The organism is Otoolea muris (assembly GCF_943193115.1).
Taxonomy (GTDB): domain Bacteria; phylum Bacillota; class Clostridia; order Lachnospirales; family Lachnospiraceae; genus Otoolea; species Otoolea muris.
In genome coordinates, this window is the sequence record NZ_CALPCY010000072.1 from 1 (window position 1) to 19,015 (window position 19,015).

The following is a 19,015-nucleotide window of genomic DNA, read 5'->3' on the forward strand; positions in this document are numbered from 1 at the left end:
TTTTTCCTTTTGAACTGCTCTTTTTTCCCGAAATTCCTTAACTTTTAACGGCCTTACCCTACTTCGGATAGGGGGGAATAGGGAAAGGAAAAATGAAAGGAAGAAAGGAATGCTGTGGCAACGGATTAGCCAAGAAATATACATAGATTGCTATACCCGCGGATCTATAGAATGTTGCTTCGACACCCCAGAAGACAGTCTGTCTGAAACGTGTTTTCCGCTGTCAAATAACCCAATGATCGTTTTCAATCTGAAATCGCTCATCCTTCAGGGCAATATCTTCAGGTTTGAATATACAGGCGCTCGTTCTGATTATCCAATACAGGCGCGCCTTTTTTTGCAATTATTACGTGGTCTGCTTCGGAAAATGTTTATAATCATTTCTTCTGTATCATATTTAAAAGAATATATGAAAGGACTGTCATATTTAGAACGGAAACCGCATATATTTATTTAAAGGCTACGTGTAAGCGGGGGCCGGGGTACAATATCAGGACAGATTCAGAAAGGAAGGTAAAGAAAATGACAGAAGAGATCAGGATTGAGAGACAGGAAGATGGAGTTATGCGGACAGTACAGTTCAAGACGCAGGCGGCGGTGACTTTTAAGCTGGTGGGGACAAATCTGGTGGCGCTTTACAAGAAAGAGGGGGATGAAAACATATTTCTGGTAATGCCTGCGGGAGAGGTATCAGGAAAGGGTATGACTATCGGAGAGATGATAACTGATATCAATGCTTTCTTAAAACGATACAGCGAGGATGCGGAGCCGCTCAATGCCTCCAATTTGGTTCAGGCTCTTAGGGATGTGCAGATGGCAGGAAGCAGGGAAAATATTCCGGAATATGAGATGAATATTGATTTTGATTCAATTCGGGTGGAACTTAAGCAGGCATTCCTCTACCTGTGTAAAAAGGATGGAGGATACGGAGCGGCGATTGAATATGCCTTTGAGCTGGCGGTTGATTTCAGGGAACTGTTCCCGAACGATGCGGCGTTTTTTAATGTGGACAAGCTTTCTCTGGGGCTGTGGAATACAGACAGGAAGGCAATCTTGGAGCGGATGGGGATTATTGATGTAAATACATATCTGGTTTAGAGCGTGTTTGAAAATTCATTCCTGGCATCTGCACGCCCCACTTCACGGTATATTTGGGCCAATTCACTTAACGCAGCCCGTTTCGCCGCGTTCATTTGGCCCAAATCTCCCGCAAAGTGGCACGTACAGCGTAAGCGTCAATTAAGAACGTGTAGTGAAATATTTAGCTTCCCCCTGTAAACTTAGGGTTAGAGTTTTTAGTGTTCACTCCAAAAACTCTAACTCTAAGTAAAGGAGAATACCCATGGACATTTCCGCTTTAACTCAGGATAAGCAGATGAAACTGCAATACTGGCTCGACGTAATACGGCAATGAAGGGCCTCCGGCCTGACAAACCAGGCATGGTGCGAACAGCATGATATCTCTTTAAAAAGCTATTATTACTGGATGGCAAAGCTCCGGAAGCTGGCGCTTGAGGAACTGCCCCGAAAGAGTCATGGATGCAGGCCGGTCATGGAGCAGGCTGCGTTGATGCCGGATGCGGCCCCTGAATTTACGGAGGTATCCCTCCGCGGCAGACAGGATTCCTGTGCCTTTCCTGCAGCAGTGCTCCATACCGGTACTGTGACCGTTGAACTCTTTGAAGATACTCTCCGGGAGTTGCTGGAGGCTATCTTGAAAGCAGTGCGGTCATGTCAGGAGACCTCTCCCAGGTACAAAAAATCTATTTGCGCACCGGGTACACGGATATGAGAAAACAGTTGGACGGCCTGGTAGATATCATCCAGTACAGCCTTCAGATGGATACTTACAGCAATTCCTTATTCCTTTTCTGCGGAAAACGTGCTGACCGAATTAAGGCAGTCCACTATGAAGGGGACGGCTTCGGTCTTTTCTATAAGCGCTACGAAAACGGCCGTCTAAAGTGGCCGCGCACGGGTGAAGAAGCCAGACAGCTCTCCCATCAGCAGTTCTGCTGGCTGCTGGAGGGCCTGAACCCGGAGCAGCCAAAAGCAGTCCGCAAATGGGCTCCCCAAAAACCGGGAAAACCCGGAAATTCCTTATAAATGCCGGAAAATCCTGCTGTTTTATGGTATAATGAACCTATCATAAAAAGGAAGGTTTTCAGCCCATGCCGGATACAGAGCAGGAGTACAAAAAGCAGATCAGAGAACTGGAACAGCAAATCCGGTTCCTCAGGGAGCAGGTTGATTTCCTTACCCGTAAGCTTTATGGAACAAAATCCGAGAAGATGTCTGCCCTTGAAATAGAGGGACAGATGTCTCTTTTTAATGAACTGGAATCCTGTGCCAGTCCGGATGCCCATGAACCGGATCTGGCGGAGGTCGAAAAACATCTGTGTAAAAGGAAATATGCCGGCCAGCGGAAGAAACTGATAAAAGACATTCCCCGCAGCAAAGTGCTCCACACAATCGATGAGAGTGAACAGATCTGTGAAAGGTGCGGGAGCGCCATGGTAGAAGTCGGTGAGGAGTTTGTCCGTACGGAGGTACAGTTCATTCCTGCCAGCCTGAAAGTGGTCGACCATTACCGGGAAACTTATGAATGCAGGGCATGCCGAAAAAACGGAACACCTTATATGGAGAAATCCCCGGCGCTCTGTTCCCGGTCATGCACTCCCTTGCGTCTGCTTTCACGATTTCGTGGCTCATCCATCAGAAGTTTGAACTGGGTATCCCTTTATACCGCCAGGAAAAGGAATGGAGTTTTACTCCCCCCCGCCCGCTTCTATCCGGTCGTCCTCATGCACGGGATCTGTGTTGAATTTTTCCATCAGCTTTATCAGGCGGCAGATACAGGAATCCATCTCAAAGAGTTCCTCCGGGCTGTAGGAGCGGAGGCCAAACAGTGTGGATTCAAGCATCTCCTGCTTTAAGCAGTCCATCATTTCACGGCCGGCGTCGCAGATACGGATGTAGACGCGCCGGCGGTTTTCCCGGTCGTGGATCCGTTCCACAAGTCCTTTTTCCTCCAGCATATTGATCATTTTGGAGAGCTGCTGTTTTGTGATCCGAAGCTTTTCCGCCAGCTCGGACATGGTATAATCCTTTTCCGCCCAGTTGTCAAGCGCGACGAGCGTAAAGAAAGGAAGGGAGCTGACCTTCAGGCTGCTGCTGTGGTACTGGCATTTGGACAAGGTTAGGAAAGCAACGGCGAACTCCAAAAAATGGATGCCGACAGTATGGATATCTGTCATATACTCTTCAGGGGCCGAAATGGTTTCCGTATCTATTTCTGTAACCGTATTTGAGGTATCATACATATCAGCCTTATCGTCCGCGCCGGTCCCATCGAGCCGGTCAGTTTTAATGTTCGCGCCGGTCCCATCGAGCCGGTCAGTTTTAATGTTCGCGCCTGTCCCATCGAGCCGGTCAGTTTTAATGTTCGCGCCTGTCCTGTCATGCTTATCAGTCTTAACATCCGCACATGTTTTGACGAGGTTGTCAGTCTTAACGTCCGCATGTGTCTTGTCGGGGCTATCAGTCTTAACGTTTGCAAACGCCTTGTCTAGGCTATCAGCATTAACCTCCGCCAGCGTCTTGTCGAGCCTATCGATCTTAACGTCTGCAACAGCCCTATCGAGGCTATTCGTCTTAACGTCTGCAGCAGCCCTATCGAGGCTATTCGTCTTAACGTCTGCAGCAGCCCTATCGAGGCTATTCGTCTTAACGTCCGCAGCAGTCCTATTGAGGCTATTCGTCTTAACGTCCGTAGCAGTCCTATTGAGGCTATTCGTCTTAACGTCCGCGGCAGTCCTATTGAGGTTATTCGTCTTAACATCCACGGCAGTCCTATCGAGGCTATTCGTCTTAACGTCCGCGGCAGTCCTATTGAGGCTGTCAGCCTTAACGTCTGCGGCAGTCCTATCGAGGCTGTCAGTCTTAACATCTGCACGTGTCTTGCCGGATCCATCTGTCTTAGCGTCCGAGCCTGCCCTGTAATGCATGCCAGTTTTAACATCCGGGCCTGTCTTGCCATCCGCATCTTCCTGCGCGCCGGGTGCTGAGAATCGGCTCTCTGTCCACAGGCGTTCATCCGTTTGCTGAACGCTCTCAAAGGGCGCCTGTCCAGACGGCGGTTTCGGGGGGAGGTCTGGTTTACGGTTATCTGCTCCTGCTTCTTTTTCAGCATGTTCATATTCATGTTCCGCCATATCGGTGTTCGGATCAGGCTCTGCTGAACTTCGTTTAACCATGGTTCTGGCCGCTTTCAGGATCGATTCTAAGGTGTTTTTTTCCCCATGCTTCATGGTTGTATTCGTCTCCGTTTTGTGTATTTGCTTGGTTGGTAAAACCAGTTGGTGCTGTTTTCGTATGATTCATCCTAACATATTTATAAAAATAAGTCAATATTTATAAAAAGTAAATAAATATTTATGATAATATATTGACAATCATATGTTTGTGCGGTATAGTCCATTTAAATCAGACACAAGGCAGAGGCGTTCTGGCGTGCCTTTTGCACTGGCAGATGATTAAATACAGAGAAGGGCAGAGATAAAAACAAATGAAAGAAAATGAATACGGCAACAAACCGCCGCGCAAATCATTCCTCTATTATTATGGACTGGTGATGCTGATCGTAATGCTTCTGAACATCTTTATTTTTCCATCCATGATGGATCGGACGCAGGAGGTGCGCTATGATCAGTTTGAGAAGGAGCTGGAGAGGAAGAATGTTGACGAGGTGTATGTGACGACAAATAATGAGATTATTTACACCTTAAAGGACAGCAGATGGATCAATTATAAGACAGGGGAGCTTCCGGGGGCTGATTTATATCAGATGCTGAAGGAGGCGGGAGTGGAGCGCTACAGCGCGGAGATTCAGACGCAGGCATCGCCGCTCCTCAACTTTCTTCTGACCTGGATTCTGCCGGTGGCGCTGTTTTTCGGGATAGGGCAGGTGCTTAGCCGTTCGCTGATGAAGCGCATGGGAGGGCCGAATGCGATGACGTTTGGAAAGTCCAATGCCAAGATTTATGCGGAGTCGGAGACGGGAAAGACATTCGCGGATGTGGCCGGGCAGGAGGAGGCAAAGGAGGCGCTGCAGGAGATTGTGGATTTTCTGCACAACCCGCAGAAGTATTCGGAGATTGGCGCATCGCTTCCCAAGGGGGCGCTTTTAGTGGGCCCTCCCGGAACGGGTAAGACATTGCTTGCCAAAGCGGTAGCCGGAGAGGCGCATGTGCCCTTTTTCTCCATTTCGGGTTCGGAGTTTGTGGAGATGTTTGTGGGTATGGGCGCGGCGAAGGTGCGGGATCTGTTCAAACAGGCGGGCGAAAAAGCGCCGTGTATTGTATTTATTGATGAGATTGACACGATAGGAAAGAAGCGCGACGGGGGCGGCGTCGGCGGGAATGACGAGCGGGAGCAGACCTTGAACCAGCTTCTGATCGAGATGGACGGATTTGACGGGCAGAAGGGAGTGGTCATTCTGGCGGCCACCAACCGTCCGGAGTCCCTGGACAAAGCGCTTTTGCGCCCAGGCCGCTTTGACCGCCGGATCCCGGTGGAGCTCCCGGATCTGAAGGGGCGGGAGGATATTTTAAAGGTACACGCGCGTCAGGTGAAGCTGGACGAAACGGTGGACTATCACACGATTGCCCGGGCTACGAGCGGCGTCAGCGGGGCAGAGCTTGCGAATATTGTAAACGAAGCGGCGCTGCGGGCTGTCCGTATGGGAAGGAAAACCGTGTCTCAGCAGGATTTGGAGGAAAGTGTGGAGACTGTTATCGCCGGCTATCAGAGAAAGGACGCCGGCGTATCGGAAAAAGAAAAGCGCATTGTCTCTTATCATGAGATCGGGCATGCGCTGGTCGCGGCCTTACAGAACCATTCCGCGCCGGTGCATAAGATAACCATTATTCCCCGGACGTCGGGCGCGCTGGGATATACCATGCAGGTGGAATCCGAGGAACACTTCCTGATGAGCAGCGAGGAGGCGTTTAACAAGATCGTCACCCTGACAGGAGGGCGCGCGGCGGAGGAGCTGATCTTCGGCTCCATTACAACCGGGGCCGCCAACGATATCGAGCAGGCCACAAAGATTGCCCGGGCGATGGTGACGCGCTACGGTATGAGCGAGCAGTTCGGCATGGTGGCCCTGGAAGTCGTGAACAACGCGTATCTTGGAAATGACGCGTCGCTGGCCTGCTCGCCCGAGACAGCCGCCAGGATCGACGACGAGGTGATCCGCCTGGTGAAAAAAGCGTATTCGCGGGCAAAATCAATCCTGAGCGGGAATGAAGAAAACCTCCACCGTTTGGCAGCCCGTCTGCTGGAGAAGGAGACGCTCACAGGGGAGGAGTTTATGGAGCTGCTTGAGGCGGGCAATATAGAGGCAGGCGGGGAATCGTAAAAGGGCGGCCTTGCCGCCGGCGGCCCTTTCACGATCCTCCATATATTTCTCAGGTAATCGGCCCGAAACGCAAACCGCAGCGCAAATCACGGCGCAACCTCCCCCGGCCCTCCAAAACGCTGCCCTCAACGCCATTCTATATGGACATCCTTGCCCAAATCGTATATAATAGCGTTAATTATAAACGATTCTACATAGAAGGCGGTACTGAATATATGGGTAAATATGATACTCTGAACGAGATGCAGCAGGAGGCTGTGTTCTGTACGGAAGGGCCTTTGCTGGTGCTGGCGGGAGCGGGCTCGGGCAAGACCAGGGTCCTGACGCACCGGATTGCCTATTTAATAGAGGAAAAACAGGTTAAGCCGTGGAATATCCTGGCGATTACGTTTACGAATAAGGCGGCGGCGGAGATGCGCGAGCGCGTGGACAGGCTGGTGGATTTTGGCGCGGAAAGTATATGGGTAAGCACCTTCCACTCTTCATGCGTGCGGATTCTGCGCCGCTATATTGACTATCTGGGCTATAACACGAATTTTACCATCTATGACAGCGATGATCAGAAGACGCTGATGAAGCAGATTTTTAAGAGGCTGAATATAGATTCTAAGCAGTTTCGGGAGCGGGAGGTTTTGGGACGCATTTCCTCGGCAAAGAATGAGATGATCACCGTTCAGGATTTTGAGGCGTGCGCGGAGGGAGATTACAGGGAGAAGAAGGTTGCCGAGATTTATAAGGAGTATCAAAAGGAATTAAAGAAGAATAATGCGCTGGATTTTGACGATCTGCTGCTCAAGACCGTGGAGCTGTTTGAGAGCGTCCCGGATGTGCTGAATTTTTATCAGGATAAGTTCCGCTATATTATGGTTGATGAGTATCAGGACACGAATATGGTGCAGTTCCGGTTTGTGGATCTGTTAGCGGCAAAATACCGGAATATCTGCGTGGTGGGGGACGACGATCAGTCGATCTACGGCTTTCGGGGCGCGGACATCGGAAATATCTTAAGCTTTGAAAAGGTGTTTTCCGGGGCGCAGGTGATCAAGCTGGAGCAGAATTACCGCTCGACGCAGAGCATTCTGGACACGGCGAACGAGGTGATCAGCAATAACCGCAGCAGGAAGGAAAAGAAGCTGTGGACTTCAAACGGAGAGGGCAGCCGGCCGCGTTTTCTGCAGTTTGACACTGCCTATGAGGAGGCGGATGCGATTGCAAGGGATATTTTAAAGACCAAAGAGGCCGGGAACCGGGAATATTCGGATTTTGCCGTTTTGTACCGGACCAACGCCCAGTCGCGCCTTTTGGAGGAGAAATTTATTCTGTACAGCATTCCGTACCGTCTGGTGGGAGGCGTGAATTTTTACCAGAGAAAGGAAATCAAGGATATCCTCTGTTACTTGAAAACGATTGCCAACGGGCAGGATGATCTGGCGGTGCAGCGCATTGTGAATGTCCCCAAACGCGGGATCGGCGCGACGACGATCGGAAAGGTGACGATCTTTGCCTCGGCGAATGGTATGAGCTTTTATCAGGCGCTTTTGCGGGCAAAGGGCGTGCCCTCGATCGGAAAGGCGGCGGATAAGATTGGCGGGTTTACGGATCAGATCGAAATGTTTAAGAGCAGGCTTGCGGAACTTTCGATCAAGGATCTGATCGAAGAGATACTGGAACAGACAGGATACCGGAAGGAGCTGGAGGCAGAAGGGGAGGTGGAGGCTGAATCGCGGCTTCAGAACATTGAGGAGCTGATGAATAAGGCGGCAAGCTATACCGCGGGCAGCGAGGAGCCGACGCTGGACGGTTTTTTGGAGGAGGTCGCCCTGGTGGCGGATGTGGACAATGTGGATGAGTCTGAGAACCGGGCGGTGCTTATGACTCTGCACAGCGCCAAGGGGCTTGAATTTCCGCATGTATATTTAAGCGGCATGGAGGACGGGCTGTTTCCGGGCAGTATGTCCATCTACTCGGATAATCCGGACGCCATTGAGGAGGAGCGCCGGCTCTGCTATGTGGGGATTACGCGCGCAAAGGAGCGCCTGACACTCACGGCTGCCAGACAGCGGATGAGCAGAGGCGAGACGAGGTATTCCAGGGTCAGCCGTTTTATAGACGAGATTCCGGAATGGCTTCTGGAAGAGGAAGAGCAGCCTTCGGCGTACGGATCGGCCGCGGGGTTTTCTGGGAGAGGCGGAGGCAGCTTTTCCAATACCGGCTTTGGCGGTCCGGGCAGGGACAGAGCCCAGGCACAGCCAAAGGAGAGCGTCTGGAGCGGCAGCCCGGGTATGAGGACAGGCTGGGGCGGCGGTATGCCGCAGCCAATGGAGGATGCAGGGGCTGAGGCCGCTGCGGCGAATAGCGGAGCGCCGTTTCGGGAGAACGGGGCAGGAGCCAGGGGCGCTGTTCCAGGGTCAGCCTGGAAGGGCGGCTTTGGCAAGGGCAGCGCCTACGCGTCCGGCACAGCGCCGTCCCCTTCCTTTGGCAAGTCGTTTACCGTCCAGAAAGCGGATCATCTTTCCTATGGGGAAGGGGATCGCGTCCGCCATATCAAATTCGGCGAGGGAACGGTCCGGGCGATCGCAGATGGCGGAAAGGACTATGAGGTGACGGTTGAGTTTGATCGGGTGGGAAATAAAAAAATGTTTGCGTCGTTTGCAAAGCTTGTAAAGGTGTGAGGCGGATTTTTTTAAAAATATGATAGTAAAAAGCCTATATTAATGATATAATAGAATAGAACGGTTGTTGCTGCCGCTTATTCGTTTCGGCGGTTGTCTGACAGGAATTTTTCTATGGCCGGTGAACGGCGCAGGCAGCGGCTGAAAAAGATTCGGTGGAGTATCACGGAAGAAAGGATGTGGGTTCTATGAACAGATTTGATATGATGGGAAAGGACGCCTTATCAAAGGTTGAGGAGATCATGAATGCGACAAAGCTGAATGAATTCCTTCACAGAAAGGAAGAGGAAGAGAAGAAGAAAAATTGTATTCTCTGGATCCTGGCTATCATCGGCGTTGTAGCCGCGGTGGCGGCGATTGCTTACGGCGTATACCGTTTCTTCACCCCGGATTATCTTGAGGATTTCGAGGATGACTTCGAGGACGATTTCGACGACGATTTCTTCGAGGATGAGGCCGAGGAGGAGAAAGAAAAAGACAAGGAATAAGAGCCTGCCGTCGTCTGGACGGCTGTATGGAATGCCGGAGCGTGAGTGATGTTTCAGACACGCTTCCGGGAACAGGCGTACCCGCCGCCTGCCGGATGCTGCTTTTTTGGCCGTCCGGCAGGCGGTTTTTTCGCGTTTTTTGCCCAAAGAGCGCGCGTCCGAAAATATGTCAGATGTCTGTGAGGATAGTACGGTTCATCGGCAGGGATTCTGCTTAACAGTTACTAAGTACGGAAACCGTGGGAGATTTACGGATGACTTGGATAATTACCCGGGAACGCCCGCGGATGCATTCTGGCCTGTGGTAAGCTGTGAGAGCTGTTCCAGGAGGCTGTTTCCGCCGTTTAAGGTGATGGTTCCCACTTTGTCGCAGATCCTCTCCAGATACTCCATCTCCTTTAAGCGGAGCAGGGTTTTGTTTTCATCCATGAGCCGGGCGGTATTTAGCAGGCTTCGGGTGGAGGCGACTTCCTCGCGTCGCATGATCACATTGGCCTGGGCTTTTTTCTCGGCGACCAGGACTGTATTCATGATTTCGCGGATTTCGCCGGGCAGGATGACATCCTTTATGCCAAAGCCAAGGATTTCCACACAGAATTCCGATTCTTTTTCCTTTAAAGCAGCGCAGACCGCGCGCCCGATTTCTTCCTTCTGGGCCAGAAGCTCGTCAAGGCGAAACTGTCCGACGTATTCCCGCAGGCATAGCTGGGAAGCTGTGTAGAGCTGGGCCGACGCGCCTTCAATGGTCTGGACAAGTCGTTCCGGATCGCTGATTCGGTAGGCGCAGACTGCGTTTAGGCGGATTCCGACCTTGTCGGCCGTCAGGATTTCCTGGCCGGAGATTTCGAGCTGCTGCATTTTCAGGTTAAAGATTTTGCAGGTCACTTCTTTTCCGTAATTCCAGAAATAGTAGACGCCCTGAGGCAGGCGTTTTTCAAGGCGGCCGTCAAAGTAGAGAAGGCCCAGCTCGCCGTCCTTAACCGCGATTTTTTTATAGTATTTCACAGGCATCAGATCCAGATAGATCCTGGGAAGCGATCCCTCCATATATGGATTGGAGATGTCTGTAAGGCGGATCTCGACCTTTTCAAATACATTCCAGTATAAGGCCCTGGGGCCGTTTAAGACCTCTTTGAAGGCGTCGTTGACGAAGCGGATCCCCAGGCATGTGTCGGGGATGTCGGTCAGTATGACGCGGGAGGCGAAACTTAAGTCGCGCATCAGGATTTCGGCGGGAATGCCGCAGGTGTCAACGGATCCGGTCATGCTTACAATTTTTACATCATAGCCGAGACGCGCCATGTAGCGGTATTTTCCGGCGGTCAGCAGGCGGACGAAGACGCCGTTTTTTAAAAGGTAGCCGCATTCCTGTTCTCTGATAATATATTTCATAATACGCCCCTCCTTTCGGAAGCGATGGGTGGTCTGAGCTGCTGCTAAAAGAGAGGGCCGCCCCTTTTCCGCCGCGGACATGCGGGCCGTTTTTTGAGGCCGCCGGGATGGAACGGGAGCTTATGTACTCCCGGAGCCCTGCCGGGATTCCGGTAGTACATAAGATTCTCCGGAAGATTCCGTATACCAGAGGCCGGTATCCAAAACAGCGCAGGCTGTCTGCGGCTGTCCCCTGCACTGGCTGTCCGTTTCCCTGTATTTACCGTGCGCTGAAGGGTTCCTTGGCCATCCGATCTGGAATTTCCTCAGGAAAATTCGATACGGATAACTGGATTTCCAGGAGGCGCGCGCAGGAGAACCGAACAGGACGGGGACGGGATCAGGGGCGCTTCTCTTTTTGGGATGGGGTTGGATTTTATCTCCTCATAGATACTCCAACAATGATTGCTATACCACTTAGCTATCTGCGCAAGGCAGAGGAGGATTCGAACCTCCGACACATCATTTGCTGCAAACGGCCCGGTACGCGGTTCCGGCAGAGCCGGCTGCGCCGCCGCGCCCCCTGCTTTGCGGGGAAGACGCTGGAATAAAGCCGTGTGCTATATATATAAATGGTTTATATATATCCTGTTTACAGAACCGCTTTTTACCCCTTGACTACGCCGGCTGTTTTCAGCCGTTTTACGGGGATGACCAGATCGCTCTGGTTTTTCATGACCTCTTCGATATCTTTATAGGCAAAGCGGCTTTCCTCCGCTACGTCGGATTTATTTTTCTTGCCCAAGATGACGCCCTGTTTATTTAAATCAACTATGACCTCCTCGCAGGAGAACGTATTCATGGCGCCCTTGCGGGAATACTGGCGGCCTGCGCCGTGGGATGAGGAACAGAAGCTTTCCTCGCATCCTTTTCCCATCACGACATAGCTTAAGGAACCCATGGCGCCCGGTATGACGGCCAGTTCTCCATTTCGCGCCCGCACCGCGCCTTTGCGGTGAACCCAGACATTTTTGTTGTAGTGATGTTCAAGGGCTGCATAGTTGTGATGGCAGTTGATATCGCCGGAAAAGGCCAGCGGGATCTCCGTGTATTTACCGATCCATTTTTCGAGAATGGCCTTTACGGCCAGCATCATTTTTTCCCGGTTTTCTTTTGCAAAGTCCATGGAAAGCTGCATCCAGCTTAAATACCGCTTTCCTTCGGCGCTGTCCACCGGGAGAAACGCGAGTCGGTAGTCATCCGGGACCTGGCTGTACCAGCGGGCGTTCAATTCGCGCGCTTTGTGGTGAAAATAGTCGCATACGGATTTTCCGAAATGGCGGCTTCCGGAGTGGAGCATTACGGACAAAAGCCCGTCGTCGCCCTCCTGGAGCTCAATAAAATGATTTCCGCCCCCGAGCGTCCCGATCTGGAAATACCCGGCGTCGAGCTGGCCTAAGAGCTCAGCGTCCTCCTCATACCGGTCAAGCTCTTCCATGGCGAGATCCAGCGTGTAGCAGGGCATCGCGGTCTTGTGGTGCGCAAACCCAAGGGGGATGTTGCGCATGATATCCCCGACCATGGCCTGCAAAAGTGTGCCGTTCCCTGTCTGGATTCCGCGCAGAAGCGATACAGGGACATTGGTCTGCGTATATGCCATCCCGCACCCGATATCCACGCCTACCGCATTGGGGATGATGACATCTTCCGTTGCTATCACGCCGCCGATCGGCATGCCCATCCCGGCGTGCGTGTCAGGCATGAGGCAGACCCATTTATGTAAAAAGGGAAGCGTTGACAGGCGGTATGCCTGTTTCTTACAGCTCTCTTCAAGCTGCGCCGGATCCTCAAGCCATACCTTGATGGGAACCTTCATGCTGTCTTTTTCGTAGTTTACAAACATACCTTTCACATCCTTTCCTGATTGATGTAAGGCGCTGGTGATATACTGGTTTGCGCCGTCTCAGCTTGTTAATATCATAGCGGAATCAGGAGGAAAAATCATTTAAAAAAAGTTGCGAGATGGGAATTTCCGGAAATTTCCGGGAATCAGGAACTGTCATGAAATAACTTTTGCAAAGCGCGCAGTTCCTGAGTTTGTGTTTGACAATTTCGTGAAGACCCGTTAGACTGGTTGGAAAGGGGGGAACAAGGCTGTGGCGGAATTTCAGGAGCTTATTAAAAATTTTGACCGGATCCGGGATTATATGCGCCAGTTTTATGTGTATGGATTTAAAATGAGAAATGATTTTGAGGAGAAGAGCGCGAGGACGTATGATAATGAACGGCGGCGGATTGAGAGCTGGCTGTCGGACTATATGAGGTCAGATTATTCGGCAAAGGGAAAGCGCGTGTATATTAATGTAGACAGCAAGGCTATCCCGGAGAATCCGCTGTACGCCGCCTGGAAGGCAAAGAGCTTTACGGATAATGATATCATGCTTCATTTTTTCCTTCTGGATCAGCTCTATGGCGAGCCTGAGGGCCTTAGCGCCGGAGAACTGGGGGATCGGATGTCAGAATGCTATGGGATCGTGTTTGACAGCCAGACGATCCGGCTCAAGCTCAGGGAATATGAGGCACTGGGAATTTTAAGGGCTGTAAAACAGGGAAAGACGCGGCGCTATGCGCTGGAGCCGGCCGGGGGCGAGGAGGCCGCAGAGAGCGCGCAGGCGGGAAAACAGGGATCGGATTTGGACAGGGAAGAGGTCGGGCATGCAAAAGGGCGGGTGGCGTCCCGCATGGATGCGCCAGAAGAGGAAGGCGGACTTTCGGGCAATATGGCAGAGGCCGTTAAGTTTTACCAGGGCGCGGCTCCGTTCGGCGTGATTGGGAGCACGCTTTTGGATCGCGAGGAGAAAAGAAACGATCATTTCCAGTTCAAGCATCAGTTTATTGTCCATACTCTGGAGGACGGGGTTCTTCTTGACATTCTGTGCGCCATGAAAAAGGGGGCCAGGATTTCGTTTGTCAATAAGAGCAGCCGCAGCAAAAGAAAAAGCAGCGCCGAGGGGCTTCCGCTGAAAATATTCGTCAGCGTCCGGACAGGGAGGCGTTATGTGTGCTGCTACCAGGAGGAGGCGCGGCGGTTTGTCAATTACCGTCTGGACTGCATCGCCGGGGTGACGGCCGGGGAGCGCTGTCCGGAGTATGAGGAGAAAAAGGCGCTTCTTCAGAGAAACCTCGGGCGCTGCTGGGGCGTATCCTTTGGCGGCCGTTCGCGCCTTGAGGAGATCTGCATGAAGGTTTATATTGACGAGATCCGGGAGCCGTACATATTGGACCGGCTTTACCGGGAAGGGCGCGGGGGAGAAATTTTGCGGATCCGGGAAAATGAATATTTGTACAGCGGCGCTTTTTTTGATACGAATGAAATGCTGTCCTGGGTCAAATCCTTCACGGGCCGGATTCTGGATATTCAGGGCAGCAGCCTTCCTGCTGTCATGAAGGTGACAGGCGACTGGGAAAAAATGTATCAGATGTATTGTAAAGGAGACGCGGGTGCTGTTTGATAAGGTATACGGCTGCTACTACAGGGCTGTGAGAGGAATTTTAAAGGAAGCGGCCCAAAAGCCGTTAAGCGCCGGACGCATGGATGAGATCGTCCGGGCCTGCGGCTTTCAGGAGAGCGCGCTGACGATTCTTCCAAAGATAAAAGAGGGAATCTGGGCGTTTGGGGAGATGGATGTACAGGGGAATTTCTGTTCGGCGGTGTCGCATATCCCGCTTCTGCCGCTCACATATCTTCAGAAAAGCTGGCTGAAAGCATTGCTTTCAGATGCGAGAATCAGCCTGTTTGTGGAAGAAGAGGAGAGAAAACGCCTGGAAAGGGAGCTTCAAGGAGTGGAACCGCTCTATTCGGAAGAAGACTTCTATTATTTTGACCGTTATCTGGACGGGGACGACTATGCGTCGCCGGAATATCGGAAAAATTTCCGCACTGCGCTGTCGGCCCTGCGCGGGGGAAAACCACTGTTTGTGGCCTATGCGGGAAAGCGAAGAGACATTGCGGGCTGCGTAACGCACGAGGCGCTGCCGGTACGGATGCAGTATTCTTCCAAGGATGATAAATTCCGCCTCTGCTGTCTGGAGTGGTATGGAGGGAGTTTCAGCCGGGAGGTTTTGTTTAACATGGCAAGAATCCGCGCGTGCCATATTTCCAGGCGGGAGACGAAGACGGCTTTGAACCGGCCGCATTTTCCGCAGGGCCTGCGATGTGAAGAGCCGGTGACGATTGCCATCAGCGGGGAAAGAAATTCCCTGGAGCGCTGCATGCTCCATTTTGCCAATTATGAGAAGCACACGGAATTTGATGAAAAAAGAGGGGAGTATATCTGTTCCATCTATTATGATCGGGCGGATGAGACAGAGCTGTTGGTGGAACTCCTGTCTTTTGGTCCGGTGATCCGCATATTGGGGCCGGAGCCGTTTCTCGCACAGGCGAGGGAACGGGTGAAACGGCAGCATGAGCTTTTATATGGGAAAGTGTAGACGCCGCCGCAGGAGTTACAGGGAGTTTGCGGGAGCGTCATGGCTGGGAAGGGCGGGCGGATCTGGCCCTGTGAGCCCTGCAGAGATTGTGAAAAAGAGCGTCTCTGCGGGCTTTCCGGTTGTCTGACGGCCGCGAAAAAGCAGATGAGCGAGGAGAAAAGGATGAAAAAAGGCGAGATTTACGAGGGCATTGTGGAAAAGAATGAATTTCCGGATAAGGGGATTGTGTATATAGAGGGAGAACGGGTGGCGGTCAAATACGCGATTCAGGGACAGGAGATCCGTTTCCTGCTTAATAAAAAGCGGAAGGGAAAGAATTCAGGAAGGCTTTTGGAGATTTTAAAGCCGTCGCCTCTGGAGACGGAGCGGGATGTCTGCCCTCATTTCGGGGAGTGCGGGGGATGCAGCTACCAGACCCTGCCCTATGAGGCGCAGCTTGCTATGAAGGCGGGGCAGGTGAGGGCGCTTTTAGATCCGGTATGCCCGGATCTTCCATTTGAGGGGATTATTGGAAGCCCTTTGGAGCGCGGGTACCGGAATAAGATGGAATTTTCGTTTGGAGATGAGGAAAAGGACGGCCCGCTGGCGCTGGGAATGCACCGGAGGGGCAGTTTTTATGATATTGTAACGACAAAGGACTGCCGGATTGTACATCCTGATTTCTGTAAAATATTGGCGGCAGCGAATGAGTATTTTGGGGAGAGAAAGATCGGGTTTTACAGAAAATTGCAGCATATCGGGTATCTGCGGCATCTTCTGGTGCGCAGGGCTGTGAAGACAGGGGAAATTCTGGTGGATCTTGTGACTACGACGCAGACAGAGACTCTGCCGGAGGATATCCGGCCGGAGGAGGAAGCGCTTCTGCGGGGATTTTCGGATCGCCTGCTCTCCCTGCCGCTGGAGGGCGCGCTGGCCGGGATCCTGCATACAAAAAATGATTCCCCTGCCGACGCGGTTAAGGATGAGGGGACGGATATTCTGTATGGAAGGGACTATTTTTTTGAGGAGATTCTGGGCCTTACGTTTTGTATTACGCCGTTTTCATTTTTTCAGACAAATTCTCTGGGGGCTGAGAGGCTGTATGAGAAGGTGCGGGAATATGTGGGGGAAACGAAGGGGAAGGTGGTGTTTGACTTATACAGCGGAACCGGCACGATTGCCCAGATGCTGGCGCCTGTGGCAGAGCAGGTGGTCGGGGTTGAGATCGTGGAGGAGGCAGTCGGCGCGGCGCGGGAGAATGCGTTGCAAAATGGGCTGGATAACTGTGAATTTATTGCAGGGGATGTGCTGAAGGTTTTGGATGAGCTGGCGAAGCGGGATCAGCAGCCGGATGTGATTGTACTGGATCCGCCGAGGGATGGGATTCATCCGAAAGCGATCGAGAAGATAGCCGCGCCCGCAGGGCGGCGGCAGGTGGAGAAGATTATCTATGTGAGCTGTAAGCCGACAAGTTTGGCGAGGGATCTTGCAGAGTTTCAGAAATATGGTTATGAGGTTGGGCGGGTTTGCTGTGTTGATATGTTTCCGGGGACACAGCATGTGGAAAGTATCGTGTTGCTTTCAAAACTTCATACAAAACAGAATATAGAAGTGGAATTGGAAATGAGCGAGCTTGATGTGACGGCTGCGGAAAGCAAAGCCACTTATGCGGAAATTAAACAGTATGTGCTTGATAAATACGGATTGAAAGTATCCAGTTTGAATATTGCTCAGATTAAAGCAAAGTGTGGTATTATCGAGCGTGAGAATTATAATACGGCAAAGAACGAAAATGTTAAGCAGCCAAACTGCACAGAAGAAAAAGAAAATGCAATAAAAAACGCGTTCAAATATTTTCAAATGATTTAAATGGGAGGATAAAATGCTAAAAAAGATAAAGTTTAAAGGGGGCTTTTTTAATGAAGAAAAAGAGCTGAAATTATTTATGAATGAAGATAGAATATCAGTTCTTTACGGGAAAAATGGCTCTGGAAAAAGTACTATTTCTAATGCTGTGCGTAAGGCAAAAGGGGATGTAGTTGATGATATAATCCAAGCCACATTACTTGATGAAAAAGATATGGCTTTTGTGGATACGCAGTGTATTCATGTGTTTAATGAAGATTATGTGAGTTCACGTGTTAAAATACGAGACGATGGGTTGAATGCAATTATTCTTTTGGGTGAATTAGGTAATCTTGAAGATAAAATATTGGATTTGGAACTTAGAATTGAAGCTGAATCTAAAAGAAATGCAGAACTTAAAACAGTTGCTGGCGAATATAAAGACAAAGATAATATAAAGTCTCCCAGCAACTGTAAATTTCAGATTAACCTTGGATTGTCTGGAAATGGACATTGGGCTGAGCGAGAAAAGATTATTAATAATGGTAAACGCAATGCCAGCGTTACGGATAAAGTAATGGATTCTATTATCGCATTGCAACCTGCTGAAACATTGGCGGATTTGAGAAAACGTTATGAAGAGAATCTTCAACTGTTAAGTCAGGTAATAGCTAATAAAGCGGCTCAGATTAGAAGTACTGTGAAATTGAATGTTTCATATGATGAAAAGCCATTACAAAATCTTCTTTCACAGAAGGTTGAAAGACCTACGTTGTCAGATCGTGAGCAATATCTTCTTTAGCTTATTGATGACGGGAAATTAGATCAAATTAGTGAAATGAAGTCAGTATTTTCGAAAGAAAAGACAAAGAAATGTCCTTTTTGTTTTCAAGAAATCTCAGATCAAGGTAAACGAGATTTGATTGGTAGTATAGAGAAAGTATTATCGAAAGAGGTTGATATTCATGAGGAAAAACTCAAAAAATGCATCATACAGGAATTGAATGTTGATTTTTCTGGTATGGATGTCTTGAATTCACCTAATTATATAAAGTGTAAAGATGTAGTGGAAGAAATCAATAAAGAGATATTTAAGATACGAGAAATTATTCTTAAAAAGATTAATCATCCGTATACACCTATTACTGATTTTGAGAGCTGCCTGATTGATAAACTTGAGCAATATGAGTTGTTTAGGACTAAGTTACAGCAGGAAATAGAAGATTATAACAATGCAGTTAAAAAAAATGGAACGCTTAAAAGGAATCTCACAAATGATAATGCGGCCATTGCACATTATGAGGTTTCTAGCGATATTAAGTTATGGAAGCAAGCCTTGGGGGAACAGAAGAAAGCTGATGAAGCATTAAAGGAATCTGACGAAAAAATCAAAAATCTCAATGATGAACTGAATATCTTAAAATCTCGAAAGAAAAACATAAAAATAGCAGTCAGTTTGATTAATAAGAGCCTTAGATTTGTGTTCTTTTCAAAGGATAGATTAGAAATCAAAGTTGAAGGTGATAAGATTGAAAATGAGAAGTAGAGGGTATCCATTCCCTTAATCGCATCACAAACAAGCCATCTTTCGGTGGCTGCTTTAAAAATTGAATATTGAGAATGTTAAGGTTACGCAGTAGCTGGCTTGATCTTATAACCTTGATTCCTTGCTATGATGATTGCCTGCTCTACCGTAATCTCACGGTCTGCAGGCGGCAGGTCGGATTTCCGGTAAAGTTCTGCATTAT

General features: G+C 50.1%; 14 protein-coding genes and 1 pseudogene. 12 read left to right on the forward strand and 3 right to left on the reverse strand.

What is annotated here, in order from left to right; all coding sequences use genetic code 11:
• The first annotated feature begins 522 nt into the window (after positions 1 to 522).
• The 4 genes and pseudogenes from NFS31_RS23875 to NFS31_RS23885 all read left to right on the forward strand — a co-directional run.
• Positions 523 to 1,098: a hypothetical protein gene (locus tag NFS31_RS23875; protein ID WP_251500817.1), complete on the forward strand. Its 576-nt coding sequence runs from the start codon at positions 523 to 525 to the stop codon at positions 1,096 to 1,098.
• A 328-nt stretch (positions 1,099 to 1,426) separates the two neighbouring features.
• Positions 1,427 to 1,792 (forward strand): IS66 family insertion sequence element accessory protein TnpA, encoded by a 366-nt coding sequence (gene tnpA / locus NFS31_RS28430; RefSeq protein ID WP_416389500.1) that lies wholly within the window; start codon positions 1,427 to 1,429, stop codon positions 1,790 to 1,792.
• Positions 1,732 to 2,106, forward strand: coding sequence for an IS66 family insertion sequence element accessory protein TnpB (gene tnpB, locus NFS31_RS23880; protein WP_275563929.1), 375 nt, complete (start codon positions 1,732 to 1,734; stop codon positions 2,104 to 2,106). Before tnpA ends, tnpB begins: the two co-directional genes overlap by 61 nt.
• A gap of 65 nt (positions 2,107 to 2,171) precedes the next feature.
• Positions 2,172 to 2,764, forward strand: a pseudogene (locus NFS31_RS23885) (IS66 family transposase zinc-finger binding domain-containing protein); the annotation flags it as partial.
• 4 nt (positions 2,765 to 2,768) lie between these two features.
• Here the strand turns inward: NFS31_RS23885 and NFS31_RS23890 are convergent.
• The gene (locus NFS31_RS23890; protein WP_251500822.1) at positions 2,769 to 4,310 is read right to left on the reverse strand and encodes a MarR family transcriptional regulator; all 1,542 of its coding nucleotides are present in this window, start codon (positions 4,308 to 4,310) and stop codon (positions 2,769 to 2,771) included.
• A gap of 257 nt (positions 4,311 to 4,567) precedes the next feature.
• On the opposite strand from NFS31_RS23890, the gene ftsH reads away from it, so the two are divergent.
• The 3 genes from ftsH to NFS31_RS23905 all read left to right on the forward strand — a co-directional run bounded on the left by ftsH (position 4,568) and on the right by NFS31_RS23905 (position 9,581).
• Positions 4,568 to 6,421: an ATP-dependent zinc metalloprotease FtsH gene (gene ftsH / locus NFS31_RS23895; protein ID WP_251500826.1), complete on the forward strand. Its 1,854-nt coding sequence runs from the start codon at positions 4,568 to 4,570 to the stop codon at positions 6,419 to 6,421.
• Positions 6,422 to 6,636: 215 nt separating this feature from the next.
• Positions 6,637 to 9,093 carry an ATP-dependent helicase gene (locus tag NFS31_RS23900; RefSeq protein WP_251500830.1) on the forward strand — a complete coding sequence of 819 codons (2,457 nt, stop codon included), beginning with the start codon at positions 6,637 to 6,639 and terminating at the stop codon, positions 9,091 to 9,093.
• Positions 9,094 to 9,281: 188 nt separating this feature from the next.
• Positions 9,282 to 9,581, forward strand: a complete 300-nt coding sequence (locus NFS31_RS23905; protein WP_251500833.1) for a DUF4366 domain-containing protein — start codon at positions 9,282 to 9,284, stop codon at positions 9,579 to 9,581.
• Positions 9,582 to 9,848: 267 nt separating this feature from the next.
• Here the strand turns inward: NFS31_RS23905 and NFS31_RS23910 are convergent, their stop codons facing one another.
• Together NFS31_RS23910 and NFS31_RS23915 are read right to left on the reverse strand one after the other, a co-directional pair.
• Entirely contained in the window at positions 9,849 to 10,973 is a 1,125-nt protein-coding gene (locus NFS31_RS23910) for a slipin family protein (protein ID WP_251500837.1), read from the reverse strand.
• Positions 10,974 to 11,619: 646 nt separating this feature from the next.
• Positions 11,620 to 12,855 carry an RtcB family protein gene (locus tag NFS31_RS23915; RefSeq protein ID WP_251500840.1) on the reverse strand — a complete coding sequence of 412 codons (1,236 nt, stop codon included), beginning with the start codon at positions 12,853 to 12,855 and terminating at the stop codon, positions 11,620 to 11,622.
• Between the two features lie 253 nt (positions 12,856 to 13,108).
• Here NFS31_RS23915 and NFS31_RS23920 point away from each other — a divergent pair, with 253 nt between their 5' ends.
• The 5 genes from NFS31_RS23920 (at position 13,109) to NFS31_RS23940 (ending at position 18,813) form a co-directional block, all read left to right on the forward strand.
• Positions 13,109 to 14,464 (forward strand): WYL domain-containing protein, encoded by a 1,356-nt coding sequence (locus NFS31_RS23920; RefSeq protein ID WP_251500843.1) that lies wholly within the window; start codon positions 13,109 to 13,111, stop codon positions 14,462 to 14,464.
• Entirely contained in the window at positions 14,454 to 15,443 is a 990-nt protein-coding gene (locus NFS31_RS23925) for a WYL domain-containing protein (protein WP_251500845.1), read from the forward strand. The genes NFS31_RS23920 and NFS31_RS23925 overlap by 11 nt, the downstream gene beginning before the upstream one ends.
• 162 nt (positions 15,444 to 15,605) lie before the next feature.
• Complete coding sequence (rlmD, locus tag NFS31_RS23930; protein ID WP_251500853.1) at positions 15,606 to 17,291, forward strand: 23S rRNA (uracil(1939)-C(5))-methyltransferase RlmD; 1,686 nt, start codon at positions 15,606 to 15,608, stop codon at positions 17,289 to 17,291.
• 13 nt (positions 17,292 to 17,304) lie between these two features.
• The gene (locus NFS31_RS23935) at positions 17,305 to 18,069 is read left to right on the forward strand and encodes an AAA family ATPase (protein WP_251500848.1); all 765 of its coding nucleotides are present in this window, start codon (positions 17,305 to 17,307) and stop codon (positions 18,067 to 18,069) included.
• 36 nt (positions 18,070 to 18,105) lie between these two features.
• On the forward strand, positions 18,106 to 18,813 hold the full coding sequence (locus NFS31_RS23940; protein WP_251500851.1) for an ATP-binding protein: 708 nt from the start codon (positions 18,106 to 18,108) through the stop codon (positions 18,811 to 18,813).
• Positions 18,814 to 19,015: the final 202 nt, after the last annotated feature.

Excerpts from the sequence above, each read along its gene's own strand:
- NFS31_RS23875 (WP_251500817.1), top strand. The coding sequence starts at position 523 with ATGACAGAAGAGATCAGGATTGAGAGACAGGAAGATGGAGTTATGCGG.
- tnpB (WP_275563929.1), top strand. The coding sequence starts at position 1,732 with ATGTCAGGAGACCTCTCCCAGGTACAAAAAATCTATTTGCGCACCGGG.
- NFS31_RS23890 (WP_251500822.1), bottom strand. The coding sequence starts at position 4,310 with ATGAAGCATGGGGAAAAAAACACCTTAGAATCGATCCTGAAAGCGGCC.
- ftsH (WP_251500826.1), top strand. The coding sequence starts at position 4,568 with ATGAAAGAAAATGAATACGGCAACAAACCGCCGCGCAAATCATTCCTC.
- NFS31_RS23900 (WP_251500830.1), top strand. The coding sequence starts at position 6,637 with ATGGGTAAATATGATACTCTGAACGAGATGCAGCAGGAGGCTGTGTTC.
- NFS31_RS23905 (WP_251500833.1), top strand. The coding sequence starts at position 9,282 with ATGAACAGATTTGATATGATGGGAAAGGACGCCTTATCAAAGGTTGAG.
- NFS31_RS23910 (WP_251500837.1), bottom strand. The coding sequence starts at position 10,973 with ATGAAATATATTATCAGAGAACAGGAATGCGGCTACCTTTTAAAAAAC.
- NFS31_RS23915 (WP_251500840.1), bottom strand. The coding sequence starts at position 12,855 with ATGTTTGTAAACTACGAAAAAGACAGCATGAAGGTTCCCATCAAGGTA.
- rlmD (WP_251500853.1), top strand. The coding sequence starts at position 15,606 with ATGAAAAAAGGCGAGATTTACGAGGGCATTGTGGAAAAGAATGAATTT.
- NFS31_RS23935 (WP_251500848.1), top strand. The coding sequence starts at position 17,305 with ATGCTAAAAAAGATAAAGTTTAAAGGGGGCTTTTTTAATGAAGAAAAA.
- NFS31_RS23940 (WP_251500851.1), top strand. The coding sequence starts at position 18,106 with ATGAAGTCAGTATTTTCGAAAGAAAAGACAAAGAAATGTCCTTTTTGT.